10 protein-coding genes are annotated in these 15,337 nt (G+C 44.3%); 1 reads left to right on the top strand and 9 read right to left on the bottom strand.

Annotated elements, in window-relative coordinates; translation table 11 throughout:
• The 9 genes from NYG90_RS06785 to NYG90_RS06745 form a co-directional block, all read right to left on the bottom strand.
• Positions 1 to 3,151: hypothetical protein (locus tag NYG90_RS06785; RefSeq protein ID WP_285264868.1), on the bottom strand; the 3,151-nt coding region annotated here is incomplete at its 3' end.
• Positions 3,152 to 3,729: 578 nt separating this feature from the next.
• On the bottom strand, positions 3,730 to 3,918 hold the full coding sequence (locus NYG90_RS06780; protein WP_285264867.1) for a hypothetical protein: 189 nt from the start codon (positions 3,916 to 3,918) through the stop codon (positions 3,730 to 3,732).
• Between the two features lie 714 nt (positions 3,919 to 4,632).
• Positions 4,633 to 5,355 carry a TerC family protein gene (locus tag NYG90_RS06775; RefSeq protein ID WP_434062732.1) on the bottom strand — a complete coding sequence of 241 codons (723 nt, stop codon included), beginning with the start codon at positions 5,353 to 5,355 and terminating at the stop codon, positions 4,633 to 4,635.
• A complete protein-coding gene (gene corA / locus NYG90_RS06770; RefSeq protein WP_115011903.1) occupies positions 5,355 to 6,311 on the bottom strand; it encodes a magnesium/cobalt transporter CorA in 957 nt (318 codons plus the stop codon). Before corA ends, NYG90_RS06775 begins: the two co-directional genes overlap by 1 nt.
• A gap of 28 nt (positions 6,312 to 6,339) precedes the next feature.
• Positions 6,340 to 7,551: a phosphoglycerate kinase gene (locus NYG90_RS06765; protein WP_115011904.1), complete on the bottom strand. Its 1,212-nt coding sequence runs from the start codon at positions 7,549 to 7,551 to the stop codon at positions 6,340 to 6,342.
• A gap of 63 nt (positions 7,552 to 7,614) precedes the next feature.
• On the bottom strand, positions 7,615 to 8,964 hold the full coding sequence (locus NYG90_RS06760) for a hypothetical protein (protein WP_285257213.1): 1,350 nt from the start codon (positions 8,962 to 8,964) through the stop codon (positions 7,615 to 7,617).
• Positions 8,965 to 9,077: 113 nt separating this feature from the next.
• Positions 9,078 to 10,715 carry an McrC family protein gene (locus tag NYG90_RS06755; RefSeq protein WP_285264866.1) on the bottom strand — a complete coding sequence of 546 codons (1,638 nt, stop codon included), beginning with the start codon at positions 10,713 to 10,715 and terminating at the stop codon, positions 9,078 to 9,080.
• Positions 10,716 to 10,724: 9 nt separating this feature from the next.
• Positions 10,725 to 13,052 carry an McrB family protein gene (locus NYG90_RS06750; RefSeq protein ID WP_285257211.1) on the bottom strand — a complete coding sequence of 776 codons (2,328 nt, stop codon included), beginning with the start codon at positions 13,050 to 13,052 and terminating at the stop codon, positions 10,725 to 10,727.
• A gap of 142 nt (positions 13,053 to 13,194) precedes the next feature.
• Positions 13,195 to 14,169 (bottom strand): transaldolase, encoded by a 975-nt coding sequence (locus NYG90_RS06745; protein ID WP_285257210.1) that lies wholly within the window; start codon positions 14,167 to 14,169, stop codon positions 13,195 to 13,197.
• A 157-nt stretch (positions 14,170 to 14,326) separates the two neighbouring features.
• On the opposite strand from NYG90_RS06745, the gene NYG90_RS06740 reads away from it, so the two are divergent.
• Positions 14,327 to 15,325: a hypothetical protein gene (locus tag NYG90_RS06740; RefSeq protein ID WP_285257209.1), complete on the top strand. Its 999-nt coding sequence runs from the start codon at positions 14,327 to 14,329 to the stop codon at positions 15,323 to 15,325.
• The last annotated feature ends 12 nt before the right edge of the window (positions 15,326 to 15,337 follow it).

Here is a 15,337-nt window from a genome sequence, read left to right as displayed (position 1 = left end):
CAAAGTCTCCTAGATAGCCGCCCTCTACTCCTACTCCAATTGATGGGAAGAGGATAGACTTAGCCCCATACATATACACAGATGAGCCTAGTCTCAATGATGAGCCAAAGTTGATATTCCCTACATTTGCGGCAAATCGCATACCATTCATATCCTGCCCTACAGATATATCGCTATAGCCGCCATTGATGTCAGCTAGATAGTAGAATCCAGCTAGCTTAGTCCTAGCAAAAAGATGTGAGAAGCGTAGCCCCACAAAGCCTGTGTGTCCTTGGGCATCGATATGGGCTTGCTGATAGCCATTGTAGATATACTCATAGCCACCATAGAAGCCGATATTGCCCTGTGAGTTGCCAAGGGCTAGATCCCAGTTTGCGCCAATGAGCGTGCCTGCACTCCAAGAGCTTGTTTGCGCACCGCCAGCTGCTTTATGATCTCCTACACCACCATACGGACGGATAAAGAAATCCCCCTGGACTTGGTGCTTAGCTAGTAGCTCTTGGCTTACCTCTCCAAGACTAGGCTCTTGTGGCATTTCTGGCTTTTGGGCTAGGATTTTAGGCTTTGTAGGAGCTTTTGGCTCTATGGGGGCTTTGCTACCAGCTTGTGCTAGCTTTTGATTATCTTTATCCCATTTGGCTTTGTCTTTGTCATATTTGGCTTTATCTTTTTGATATTTGGCTAAAGCATTTTTATGCTCTTTTTGTGCTTTATCATAAGCTGCCATTACTTGCTTGTAGTTTTTATCAGTTGGCTTGACATTGGGCTTTGTAGGGGCTTTTGGCTCTGTGGGAGCTATGGGAGCTGGCTTAGTATTTGCAGCTAGCTTTTGATTGTCTTTATCCCATTTGGCTTTGTCTAGCTTGTATTTCTCTAGATCTTTTTCATACTTGGCTAGGGCTGCTTTGTGTGCTTGCTGTGCTTTGGTATATGCTGCCATAGCCTTTTTGTAGTCTTTGTGGTTTGGCTTTAGATTTGGGCGCACGGGAGCTTTTGGGGCTTTTGGCTCTATGGGAGCTGGTGTGCTAGCTTTTGCTAGCTTTTGATTATCTTTATCCCATTTGGCTTTGTCTTTGTCGTATTTGGCTTTATCTTTTTGATATTTGGCTAGGGCATTTTTATGCTCTTTTTGTGCTTTATCATAAGCTGCCATTAGCTTTTTATAGTCTTTATGATCTGGCTTGACATTGGGCTTTGTAGGGGCTTTTGGCTCTGTGGGAGCTATGGGAGCTGGCGTGAGACTGCCTGAAAGCTTTGCTTTATCTTTTTCGCTTAGCTTATCCCATTTTGCCTTGTCTTTTTGATACTGCTCTAGGGCTTTTTGGTAGGCTTTGTCCTCTTGCTCGTATTTAGCGATCAAAGCTTTGTTTTCTTTGGTGGCGGCTAGCTTATCCCATTTGGCTAAGTCTAGCTTGTATTTCTCTAGGTCTTTTTGATACTTTGCTCTTGCTTCGCCTAGGGTGGCTGCTTCTAGTCGCTGCTTGGTCCTGCGCTCTTTGTTTTTAAGGCTTCTTCGGCTTTGCTCTGCTAGGTAGGTGTCTAGGAGCATTTTTCTCCTCATAGATTGGCGCACTACCATACTTGTCATACTTGCAGCCACAGAAGCTTCTACATCAAAGATCGGGGTGCCATCGGGATTAAACTTCACGCCTATGGCTTGGAGCTCGGGGCTAGATTCAAAAGTGGGCTTAGAATCGCTAGCGACATAGCTTTGGCTACCTTGTGTTACATAGTCTTTAAGCTCTTTGCTAATGCTTTTAGCAGGATCAAAGCTGCCATCAAGATAGGTTACTTGGATTTTATTCACGGCAAATTCTTTTTGGCTACCGCCATTTTGATCATTATTGATTCTTACCCTTTCTATTGCTTGATTGCCCTTAAGTCCTACGCTTAGGGTATCAACGGTGAGTTTGGCGTCTTTAGTGATGTTGATATTAGAGAGTGTATGGGGCTCTATATTAGCTGCTGTCCCTTGTCCTACACCATTTAGGGTGTTGATGGTGGCATTGCCGCTTTTGACATCTAGCTCTTTGATGATACCGCTTTTCAAACCGCCGCCTGTGTTATACACAGCATTATTGGTTACGCTATCAGCATCTTTAGTGAGCTCTAGCTTGTCAATGGTGCCGTTGTTGGTGATGTGGTTGGTAGCAGCAGCTTGGGCATTGCGGAAAGCAGATTTGCTTTGTGCTGTGGTAGTAGTGTTGGTGGTGAGTGTGGTGATAGAGCCGTTGTTGGTAAAGGAGCCACTCGCTAGAGTAAATTTAGTAACCTTACCGATGATAGTGTGATTGCCACCCTCTTGGGTGATGTTCTCAAAGGCAGAATCTGTGCCATTGACAAATGTAGAGCCACTGCCACCAGCTTTAAGCACTACATTGTTAAGTGTGCCGCCATTGTGGGTGAATGTGCCACCGGAGAGGTTGAGATTGGTGATTGTGCCGCCTTTTTGCTCGGCAGTGCCGCCTGATTGATTGAAGTCAGTTACACTGCCTCTAATTTGCTCAAACGCACCATTGCCGCTTAAATCCACCTTTGTGATAGTGCCGCCTGTGATTTGGTGATCCTGATAGCCACTAGATCCGCCATTATGCTTACCTTGATAGAATGTCCCACTAGTGATATTTAGGTTGGTAATCTCACCTACAAGCTGATGTGTTTTACCACCGCTAAGATTGAAGTCTGTTATTGTTATATTGTCAAAAACTTGCGTGTCGCTATTCTCACCGATTTGATTCAGCGTGGTGATGTTTAGCTTGTTGCTACCGCCTTTTAAATGCAGTAGGCTGGCTGTATGATTTAGAGTGTTTATAGTATTGGTTCCGCTTTGGGCTACAATCTCTAGTCGAAGTTTCCCTTCAATATTTGCCGTCCCTATGGTGGAGTTATTAAGACGGACATTACCCCACAGCCTACTTGCATCTATACCTACACCTTCTGTGCCAGCCCTAAAGCTCTCTAAAGTAACTCGGTCTAGTATTAGGGTTTTGCTCCAACCGCCATCTGTAGCAAACCTTGCCGAGTCCCCTTGACAAGATTTTTCATTACCTTTGGGGTCAATTACAAAGTTACCACCACTTGCATAGACATCGCAGTTAGCTTTTGTTACATCACCACTAAATAGATACCACCGAGCGTGGAGATCTGTCAAAGTTAAGCACGAGATACAAGCGATAGATAAAGCAACCTTTTGAGAGAATCTAGTAGAAGCATTTAGAGAGAGATTATTTACCCCCCCCCCCCCAGTTTGTGCGGGGTAGTGTTATGAGTAGCTGTTTGCATAGTATCTCCTTGGATAAAAATAGTCAAAATATGAGAGCCACATTGTAGCCAAAATCAAAAAAAAAAAAACGGCTTTTTATAATTAGACTAAATATTTACACATTGTTTGCGGAAGTTTGTAAAGGGTGTGTAAAAAATATGTCGTGCTTGTAAATATAGAGTAAAGTGGATTCTAGGGAGTATTTAGGAAGTGGGTAGAATTGTAGCAGAGATTGCCCAAGAGAGTTGCAGCCTCTCTTGGCGTAGCCTACTTTTCACAAAGGAGGTTACGATGAGTAAGATTTACCAGAAAATCTTAGTCGGCATTATACTGCTATGTATAGTAGTAGTCAAGTGCTACTAGGATAATCCATAGCCTACCTTGAAAAAGCCTTTGGTCGTTAAGGGGGTGGGCTAGTCTTACTCTACTCTCTTACTTAACGCGTGCTTCACTCTTGTTTGATTTATTCAAAATCGCTTGTTTTCTAAAGAAACTTCGCTTCGCTTGTTTTCTAAAGAAACTTCGCTTCGCTTGTTTTCTAAAGAAACTTCGCTTCGCTTGTTTTCTAAAGAAACTTCGCTTCGCTTGTTTTCTAAAGAAACTTCGCTTCGCTTGTTTTCTAAAGAAACTTCGCTTCGCTTGTTTTGGATTGCCACGCTTTGTCTTGCGCCAAAGCTCGCAATGACTATAAAAAGGGCATTATGTGAAAAAGTGGATTCTAGGGTAAAAGCCCATTTTGTAGCTAAAGGATTCTAGGATTAAAGTTAGTTTTAGAGTAAAACGATTCTAAGGATTGCGGTGGGGCTGTGGGAGCTTTGCAAAAATTGGGGAAGGTTAGCGACCTTGGCGGTCGTGCCTTTCACAAAACAAGCGACACCGCTCGGCGTAGCCGATGTTTCTTTAGAAATCCCCAAAATCTACGAAATTGCTCGCCCAAGACTGAATCGCTAGCAAGTAATCCCACTCAAAAGGCAGGGGCATAGCCCCCACGCCTTAGCGTTTAACATTTAGCCTAAATCTTAACCCAAAGAGCTTGAAATTTAGATACAATGCGAACCTAAGGCGTTTGCTATGTTTTTTCATAACAAAGCCTTTGTGAATTGGGATAGCCCCCTATCTTGGGGGCGTTGTATTATAACACTCTCTCTCAAACTCTGCTACGACTTTGCTACAAATCTGCTTGATTCTTGTGTTTTACTCTTGGCTTTGTGTTGGATAGCGTTTCTTATGCTTTTGTGTATGAATTACTAAAGAAGCTGCGCTTTGCCGCGCCGACTTCATCGGCTCGCAATGACAGAGTGGGGCATTAGTGCTAGAATCCACTTTTTGAAAAAAGGCTAGGATCTGCGTTGTGGCTTTGGCAGCTATCTTTAAGTATCTTTGGTGGATTTTCTGGCTTGGGCTAGGATATTGAGCAGCTCCACGCCAAGTGAGAAAAACATCGCGAAATACACATAGCCTCGCGGGATCTCAAAGTGGAGTCCATCTGCAAGCAGCACAATGCCAACAATTAGCAAAAACGCTAGGGCTAGAATCTTAAGCGTGGGGTAGGTGTCAATAAACTTTGAAATAACTTCAGCAGCAAACATCATCACTAGCACCGCGATGATAATAGCTAGGATCATCACCTCCAAATGCTCTGCCATACCCACAGCCGTGATGACAGAATCTAGCGAAAACACAATATCAATAATCCCAATTTGTGCGATCGTGATCATAAAGCCTGCGTGGCGAGGCTTTATCGCTTGTGTCTCTTGCGCGTGTGTGATGTGATTGTGAATCTCTTGCACGCTTTTATACATTAAAAATATCCCCCCAGCAATCAGCACAATATCGCGCCCAGAGATAGCTAGCCCAAATAGGCTAAACAGCGGCGTTGTAAGCTTGGTGATCCAAAAGAGTGCGCCAAGCAAAGCTATGCGCGTGATAAGCGCAAAGCCTAGCCCTAGAATCCTACCTTTGCGCTGCTGCTCTTTGGGCAGTCTTGCGACTAAAATGGCAAGGAAGATGAGATTATCCACCCCTAGCACGATTTCTAGCACCACAAGTGTTGCAAGAGAGATCCACGCCTGCGGATCGCTTAAAAACGCCATTATAGCCAGCCCTTTTTCTTAAAATACCAAATAGGGATCACGGTGGATACAATCATCACAATAATCACCATAGGATAGCCAAACTCCCACTCAAGCTCGGGCATATACTTGAAATTCATACCATAAATCGTGCCTACAAGTGTGGGGGGCATCATCGCCATAGTCGCCACGGTAAAAAGCTTTATGATTTTGTTTTGCTCGATATTGACGCGGCTGGCAAAGAGACTTTGGGTATTATCAAGCATATTGAGATTGACAGTGGTAAATTCTACAAGCGAGTTTAAGTCCTTTAGCACGATACTTAGGTCCTTTTTGATCTCGGGATCGACTTTGTAGCTCTTAAGCAATGCCGTGATCGCGCGCCTTTTATCAAAGAGTGAGTCTCGCACGCTTAGATTAAACTCCTGCAAGTTTGAGAGCTTGGCGAGCTGGGCGGTGTGATCGCTGGCTTCTTCATCAAAGACCGCTTTGCGAAGTAGCTTGGTAAGCTGGGCTGCACCCTCTAGCATATCGGCATCTTGTTCCACGCGCACTTCAAAAATCTTGCTTAAAATATCATAACCATCTTCAAAGCTTCTAGGGCTTAGTAGCACGCTCTGCTGGATCTCGCCAAAGACCTTAAAATCCGCATAGCGAATGGTAAAAAGTATGCCCTGGAAGAGGATAAAAGTAACGGTCTCATTCTGCAGATCCATACTCGCACTACGCATAAGGAAGTAAGTATTGATAGTGATACTCTGCGTATCCTCAAAATATCGCGCAGACTGCTCGATCTCCTCTCGCTCTTCTTTAGTGGGTATGTCAAGGGTGTAGGTCTGGGCGATGTGAGAGACCTCCGCGGTGCTTGGGTGGAGCAGATCTATCCATAGCACCTCTTGTGGGAGATCTAAACTATCTGTGCTGCTAATATCTTTCCTACAAACTCCGCCACCTTGTTTGAAAAATACATTCATCATCGCTTGCTCCTATCATCGCTCTAGAATCCTATTTTTTATCAAGCACTTCAAATGCTGGGAGGATCTTGCCCTCTAAAAGCTCGAGACTCGCTCCGCCACCTGTGGAAATAAAGCTCATATTATCTCTCTCGCCTGCACGCTCGATCGCATCGGCTGTATCGCCACCACCAATCAAGCTAAAGGCATAGGTATCTGCGATGGCGTGGGCGAGATTAAATGTCCCGCGTGAAAATTGCGAGATCTCATAGATCCCTAGCGGTCCGTTCCAAATGATTGTCTGTGAGCTTTGGATCACCTCGCTAAAAAGCTTTGTCGTAGCAGGTCCCATATCTACTGCCATATAGCCGCTTGGGACATCTTGGGCGGGGGTGATTTTGATATTTGTATGCGTAGCAATATCATCTGTGCTGACAACATCGACAGGCAGATAGATTTTCACGCCCTTTTGCGCGGCTTTTTGCAAGATATTGCGCGCTTCATCGATAAGCTCAACTTCCACAAGAGACTTTGCCATATCAAAGCCTAGAGAGGCTAAAAATGTATTGCTCATAGCACCGCCGATGATGATTTTATCTACCACATCAAGGATATTTGAGAGCAGCTCTAGCTTGGAGCTTACCTTGCTCCCACCTACGATAAGTAGCACAGGCTTTAGCGGATTAGCCAAAGCTTTGGCAAAGGAGTCGATCTCCTTTTTTAGTAGCAGTCCTGCGACTTTCTGCCCTACAAATTCCGCGATCCCGTGTGTGCTAGCGTGCGCTCTGTGGCTTGTCCCAAAGGCGTCATTGACATAGACATCGCACAAAGACGCGAGCTTTTTGCTTAGCTCTTTAGCATTTTGCTCCTCTTCTTTATAAAATCGTATATTTTCTAGTAGGATAATGCTGCCTTTAGGCGCGCTCTCTTGCAGATCTTTGACCGCTTCAATAGAATCTGCAAACATCACACTTGTCTCTAGCAATCTCTCTAAGCGTTTGATAATATGCTTGAGTGAGAATTCTGGCTGCACACCCTTAGGGCGTCCTAGGTGGCTTACAAGCACGATAGATTTTGGTTCATTGTCGATGCAGTAGTTGATCGTAGGCAGGGCTTCGCGGATACGCGTATCATCGCTAATATCACAATCCTCGTCCATTGGGACATTAAAATCCACGCGGATTAGGATATGCTTATTGCTTAGATCTATATCTCGCAAAGTTTTTACCTGCTGCATAAAGCTAATTCCAGCGACTTGCTTCATTTTTGCTCCTTAAATAATGTAATTTTATAAATAATTAAGCCGCGCATTGTAACACAAAAAGCCTTAAGATTGTTTGCGCAAGATTAGGGCGCATTCTAAGTGGTGTGTATGTGGAAATTGATCAAAAAGCGCGACATTTTCTATGCTATGTGTTTGCAAAAGCACTTGCAAATCTTTCAGTAAGCTAGCAGGATTGCACGAGATATAGATGATAGAAGAAAAGCCCGCGATAAATGCCAGCATTGCCTCATCGCCCACCCCGCTCCTTGGCGGATCGATAAGAATATGCGAGAAGCTAAAAGCCCTTATATCAACCCTCTTTAAGCGGAAAAACTCTCGCTCAAAGCGCAATGCGCTCATAGTCTCTGCCCCGCTTAAGCGCACACTTGTGATATTACTAATGCCATTTAGTGCCGCATTTTGCGCGATATGTGCGCTAGCTTTTTTCACTACTTCTGTTACTAGCACCTTATCAAAGCACTCTGCCAAAGCGATAGAGAAATTCCCATCGCCTCCATACATCTCTAGCAAGTCTTCACGCTCGTGGGAGGAGATAGCGTGCTTGACAAAAGAGAGCATACAGGCATTCATATAGGCATTTGGCTGGCAGAATTGCCCCTCTTTGCGCAGATATGTGTAGGGCTTATCGCACACTTGCACGACATCAGTGGCATAGTCTCTTATCTGCTCGCCTTGTGGCGTGATACAAAGCCGCTCATTTTTACTACGAGCAATCAGGCTAATGCGCCCTAGTCGCGCTTGCGTCTCTTTGCTCTTAGAGAGATCGCGCCTAAGCGCAAGAAGCAGATCAAGTGCTGCTTGCTCAAAGGCAAGATCCAAATGCTTGTGGTAGATTAGACTTATCACGACATCACTATGCTGGTGCGTATCTTTGACTATGGTGTGTAAGAGTGCGGAGTGGCTAGCGATTAGCACACTGGATTCTAGAGTGCTAGATTTGGGCGGTAATGCCCCTAGTGTGCTAAAGCGCGAGCCTAGCACTTCTATGGCATAGAGTTTGTGGCTTAGGACCGATACGCGCTCAAGTAGTGGCAATAATGCGTGCAAGACATCTTGCAAAGCAGGTAAGAGAATGGGGCAGTGAGCAATGGGGATATGCGTGTTTTTGCTTTTTGCACTCATTGATAAAAAAAGCTTAGGCAAGCTAGTAGAATCTAGCCCAAAAGAATCCGCCAAATCCCTAGAATCCTCACTTGTAGATTTTATATTAGGAGCTTTTTTATAGATACGAAACTCCCCCCTAGATCGATACCCAGAATCTGGCGAAGCATAGATATGTAGCGCGCTCTCTTGTAGTTTTGCCCCAAGTCGCTCATATATATCTTGCACTTTTTTCTCTAAGCTGTGATTAGCTTCACACCCACCACACACACCCACCACAGGACAAACCATAGACCACCTATATCAACAATTTTGCGATCAAGCCCAGAATCCACTAAGCCAAAGCGCAATGATACATTAAGCTTGGTATTGTGTAAAGACTATGGCGCGGGATTTGTATGGATCTAGCCTAGTGGGGCAAAGGCTAGCGAGATGGTGATAGGATCTGTCTTTGCACTAGAATCCACTTTTTCACTTACGGCTGTTGCATTGTCATTGCGAGCGGATTTATCCGCGTGGCAATCCACCTCCGCGCTAGAATCCACTTTTTTACATTGTGTGGATTCTAGGCTTGCTTTGAAGCTCCATTGCTTATGCTGCCACTCTTTTTCTAGCTTTTTTGTCCGCTCGCATTGTGGGTAGATAAGCACCACGCGGACATTTTTAGACTCTAGGCGATATTTGCTCGCATACGCCCACATTTGATAGAGATCACTCTGTGAGATTCCGTATTGTTTCTCATCAGTGCTGCTATTTGGGATTTTCCACTTGGTATCAGCGATGATGATCGCTGCGCCTTTCTTAGCGCGCATTATAATATCAGGCATTAAGCAAAAAATCTTTTTACCCCCTTCATCGCATAGGAGATATTTGCTGCTCTCTTGGGTTGTTATGCGCAAGTCTTTGTCGGCGCATTGTTTGAGCCAAAAACTCACAAAAGATTCAAATAATTTTTCCATTGGGAAGACAAATGCCACTGCCTTGTCGCTACCGCTATATGGGCTAAACGCCCGCTGCTCTAGGAATACTCTGCACCATAAAAGGATTGTCTCATATTCTTTGGCGCGGCTCATCGTAGCAGAGTGCGTGAAATCGCGCTGGATATTCTCACTCGGGCTAATATCGGCGAAAATAAAGCGCATAGTATCAAGCCGCGATCGTGTGCTAGGGTGCAGGCTTAGGCAGGCTAGGAGGCGCAGGGTGGATTGTATCAGGCGGTTTGGGGCGATGTCTTGCGTGTATTCATCGCTGCTGGTGTAAAACCGCTCTTTGTGGATAAAATTTTGCGCGATGTGGTCTTTGAACTCTAGCTTGCCTTTGAGAAACGCCCTATTTTGCGCGATATAGAGATAATCACTCTTTAGTCCCGCTCGCACTAATCGCTCGCACTCATCGATAAACATACGCACATAAATTTCTAGCAGAGGGAGGCGGAGCGTGTGGAGATCGGCTAGGTGATTGTGCTTAAAGGGCGTGTCTTTCAGCGTGGCAAGGCAGTTGAGTAAAATCGCTTTGGCGTGGCAAATAGCGCATAGGTGTTGCATAGGTGTTGGGAGGGTTTGCGGTGTTGTTTGTGTGGCGGTGGCTTGGTCTGTGGCTTGGGCGGTTTTAGCGGCGTTTTTCGTAGTTTTTGCGGTGATATGCTCGCTAAACTTGCTAAACGCTTCAAAAATCTTTTCCCTTTCAAAGCGGTATGTATGCTTGCACTGCATTTCCCTAGAATCCACTTTTTGATCGCGATCCACTTCCGCGCTAGAATCCACTTTTTTACATTGTGTGATACACTCTGCCGCAAAGGTCTTGGGCAAGATCTCTACACAAAAGCCGCTTTTAGTCTGGATCGTGCCGACATAGTTTTTGGCTTTGAGTGTGCTTGGCGTGTGGAATCCTAGGCAATTTTTGTCATACGAGGCGAAGTCCTTTAGCTCGTTAAAAATCTTTTGCGCTGTGGCTTTGGTGTCTTTGACCTTGCTAGAATCCAACGCTTGCTTTATCTCTAAAGCCCCGAAGCTTTGATACTCAGCGATATATAATGTCGGCATAGGTGAGCCTTAGCTAGATTGCGTGTCTTTATACATCGTTTGAAAAGTGTCCATACTCCACTCGCTAGAATCTGTGATTTTCCATATTTGCTTTTCACGATCCACAAAATCATCGCTTAAAGAAATTTTCACATCATTCATTGTTTGAGACTTTAGCATTCCATTATCATTTAGCACCACATTTATCTTGGCATAATCATCATAGAAATACTCTTGTAAAAGCGGCAGGATTTTATGCTTAAACACAGCTTGCAAGTCATTAAGATTTGTTGCGCCTATGAAAAATGCGTGTCCTATGCTCCGCTCCCTATCAAGCAAAAATTCTATGCGATTATTCATCGCTTCTAGCAGCTTTTGCAGATTTATGCCATCGCAATTTGTAGATAGCTTGCTAGAATCTGGCAGCATTTCTATAAACTCAAATCGCCTACGCAGCGCAGTATCAAGCAGGGCGATACTTCTATCAGCAGTATTCATCGTGCCGATGATGTAGAGATTGTTTGGCACACTAAAAGACTCTTGGCTATAGGGTAGCTTCACTTCAAGGGCTTCATCATTGCCCTTGCGTTTGCTAGGCTCAAGCAAGGTGATAAGCTCGCCTAGAATCTTAGAAATATTCCCGCGATTGATTTCATCGATGATTAGGATATAGGGCTTTAAGCGATTGTCAAAAGTGGATTCTAGGGTAGGGATTGTGCTAACTTGATAATGTGTTTTCTCAAATTCAGCGATAGATTCATAAAGTGTGAAATAATATCCAGCATTGCCGTGTCTATGGGACTTTGACTCATAGCTTGGCTTAATATCATTCCAATCTTTTATCTCGCCACTTTTAAACTTCTCATAATCTCTTTTGATAACTTTTTGCGTAAGTCTTTGCATAACGCCAGAATCTTTATTAGTCCCTATCATAATTGAGCTAAAATCTCCATTTTGCAAACGATGGACACCCTGTATTTTCATTTTCGTAGTCCATTCTTTAGGCTCAAATTTCGGCTCTTTGCCTTCCTTTAGCTCATCTTCTACATAGACTGCATACTGCTCCAACAAATCATCAAGCTCTATTTCCCGCTTGACTTCACTACTATCTTTTTGAGATTTTTCATAGTTTTCATTCGCCTTTTTACACATACTTTTAAAGATTCCATCTTTAATTTCATATTCCATTTTCTCACTTATTTGACTCTCATCATTTTCGCCACTAAGTCGCGGTCTAATCCCCTCTACAAAATCCTCATAGCCATAGCTTTGGTGGAATGTTACAAAGCCGATTTGTCCTTGCTCCATACACTCATTAAACAATGCCTTTTTCTCATCTCGCTCCTGTGGGATAGAGTCTATCTCGCCACGCTCGCATAAAATCTCCAATGCCTTATCAATCGTGTGATAAGTTTTGCCTGTGCCGGGAGGTCCATAAAGGATTTGATTAAGCGGTATATCGTATGTAGGTTTTGTGTCTAAAATATTTCCCCACATAATTGCTAAAAGCTTTTGTGGGTAGCCTTGTTTAGTAATATCTGTTAAAGTTTTTATCGGTAATTGTTTGACATTGTCATCTTTGAAAATATCCCGATCAAAATCAATATCCCACTTCCCACTACAAGTCCAATCCACTTTCCTAAAAGAAGCAAATTCATCATCAATGCTTTCATCATAAAAATAATCGCTCACCACCTTACCATAGCCTAATAATGTATTCAAGCCAGTTACAGCGATAATAATATCCCCCTTGTTAATCGTATTACACATATCCCAATTTGCAGGTTTGTCATTTAATCTTAGGCTACCATTTTTTGTTGGATACAGCTCATTAAGCTTAGATTCTATCTCCTCGGCAACTTTATATTGTCGTAAATCTCCTAGCTTGCTCCAGCCAATCCCCATAAGCCCACGCTCAAGCATAAGCTCCCATTTTGAGCCTTGCTCTCCGGGCTTATAGAGCCACACTCGCTTGCCTTGTAGAAAGTGTTTGCTTGCTTCTTGCTGCGCTGTCTTAAGGCTCTCTGGGTAGTTTAGGATAAAATCCACATATCGCTTTTCTTTGATAGATCCAACGCCGCCTTGAGGGTGAGCCATTCCAATAGAATTCATATCCGCAAGGGGTATTCGCGGATCAAAAAACTTCACCAATTCAATTTCAATCTTATTATCATCAATACTGACAATTTGCGTTTGTGCGGTAATGCACTTCTCTGGTGCAGTGAGATATAAAAAAGCAATATCGCCTATTTTCATACCATTTGCTTTGTCCCAAGTTGTTCGCTTATGCTGTTCTAGCTCGGCTATATTCTTTCGGCTTATATCGCTTGAAGCAAAAATCCAATATCTCTTATCCATTCCACACTCCTTTGTCAATGTGAGCTTACGCCCCATAAATGCCACATTGTAGCGTTTTTTTTTTCAAGTCAAGGGGGTGGCGCGGATAAAGAGTAGATAAAAGCGGCGTAGAAAGTAGCCCAAAGGAGCAGTGTAGAAAAGCCTAGCCTAGGCTTTGGAGCATTGCATTAAAGGCTTGCTTAAACGCATTTAGCCCATCAGCAAAGAGCTTTGCCTGTAAGGATTCTAGCGAGCTGCCATTGCAATCTAGGGCAGAGATAGCGCGTAAGGCTTCTTTCCTATCAAGCCAGGGGATCACACGCGCGCTAGGTGTCTGCAAAAAGGCTTGGATAGTGGCTAAAGGCGCGGTATTGACACTATGAGGGGCGATGAGATTGGTGATATAGTAGTCTTTGGCTAGTCCCGGGAGCTTCGCGCCTGTGGAGGCAAAGAGAGGGCGGATCCTAGGGTTTTCTAGCTCATTTATCGCGCCATAGCACACCATAGCATTGAGTATGCCAAGCTCTGGTTGCAGCGGCTCTGCTGGAGTGATAGCAGAGTCAAAGCGCGAGACAAAGACACTAATCACCGCGCGGGCATTGCTCTTGGCATTTTTATCCAAAATCTTCGCACACTGCGCGGCTTGCTTTTCAGAAAAGACCAAAGTCGCATTGACATTGATCCCCTCTCTAAAAAGTGCGCCCATCACTTCATAGCCTGCTTGCGTGGCAGGGACTTTGATCATCACATTTTCATAGCCTATACTCTCATACAATCGCCTCCCTTCTTCTATACTAGCCTTTGCATCATCACTTAGCGTAGGGTCGATCTCAATGCTGATATAGCCATAGTCCCTATCGGCTTCATAGAGTCCTAAAAGTGCTTGGGCAGCGAGCTTAATGTCCTCTATAGCTAGGGCTTCATAAATGTCTTTTGGGCAGAGATTGGGGGTAGATCGTAGCTGCTCTAGCTGGGCGGCGTATGCGCTAGAGTGCAAAATCGCGTTAGCAAAAATGCTAGGATTGCTCGTAGCCCCGACAAAATGCGCTTCTTGTATATGCGCACTAAAGTCTTGCTGCAAGAATCCACGCTCGATAAAATCACACCACAGGCTAAAATCTTTGACATTTGCTTTCATACAAATCCTTGAAATGGTATAAAATGCCGATAATTTTAGCAAATTAAGCCCTTTTACAACACATTTTTTTTATAATGCGCGCTTTTAGCTGCTTCTAGGTCGCCTTGGGCTAGATAGGCTAGAATCCACTTTTCTAATGTAAGCCATAAGGAAGACTATGCGGATTTTTACCACGATGTTTAAAAGGGCGGCTTGCGTGCTATGCTGTCTTTGCGCCCTAGCCTATGCGCGATCTACACCTACGCCCACAGCACAAGCACTCACAGCAAGCAAGCAAGATCCCCTAGGACAGAGTGCTACCACACTTTTACCCACGATGACACCAGAATCCAATCTCACGCAAAACTCCTTTTTCACCCATCGCTACACGACACGCTTTGATAAGCCTAATGAGATTAAAGTAATGGGACTTTATGGAGAGTCCAGCGTAAATGCCGCTGCTTCTAGGTATAGCGGAGGGGCTATCGCTTATGATGGTATCATCGATAGATACCCACTTGGGGCGTTTGTGGGCTATGCGTATGGGCAGAGTCTCTCCCCGGCTCTTGCCTCCACGCAGCTCCTAACACTTGGGATTTTTAGCGATGTATTTATTGAAAATCACCATATACAAGCATTTGCCGCACAAGGATTCCAAGCTTCATACACAAATAAGAGTGAGCAGAGCCTAGCTTCTAGGCTAGATGATTGGATCTTTGCAAGCTCGACAAACGCGCTACTATCCTATGGCTATGTGTTTGTGCTAGGATCTAGCAGCTTTCTAGAGACTTATGCGCGTTATAATCTCCACGCACTCTTCCCCATAAGCTCACAAGGCTCTGTTATGTCGCCTTATATGCTACGGACAAATATCGATCTAGGCGTGCTTTTTACGCAGTTTTTGGGGAGACATATTACACTTTCACTTGCTCCGGCATTTCGCCAAGATGTTGGGGTGATAGGGGTTGATAGACTAGCGCGTCCGCTTGTGGCTAGCCCAAATGGTGAGCTTATCATCGCCCTGCCTGATAGTAAATACCACAGCTATGGGCTGCTATCTCTAGGGCTAGAGTGGCGTGCCACGCAGGCTTGCACAATAGCCCTTAAAGCCCACGGGATCTACACAAACTCCGCATATTTATATAGTGGGAATCTAGGTGTTAGGATATTGTTTTAACGCATTTTAAGG

Origin of the sequence: Helicobacter zhangjianzhongii (assembly GCF_030249855.1) — a bacterium.
Taxonomy (GTDB): domain Bacteria; phylum Campylobacterota; class Campylobacteria; order Campylobacterales; family Helicobacteraceae; genus Helicobacter_B; species Helicobacter_B zhangjianzhongii.
This window is presented reverse-complemented; position numbering and strand designations above follow the sequence as displayed.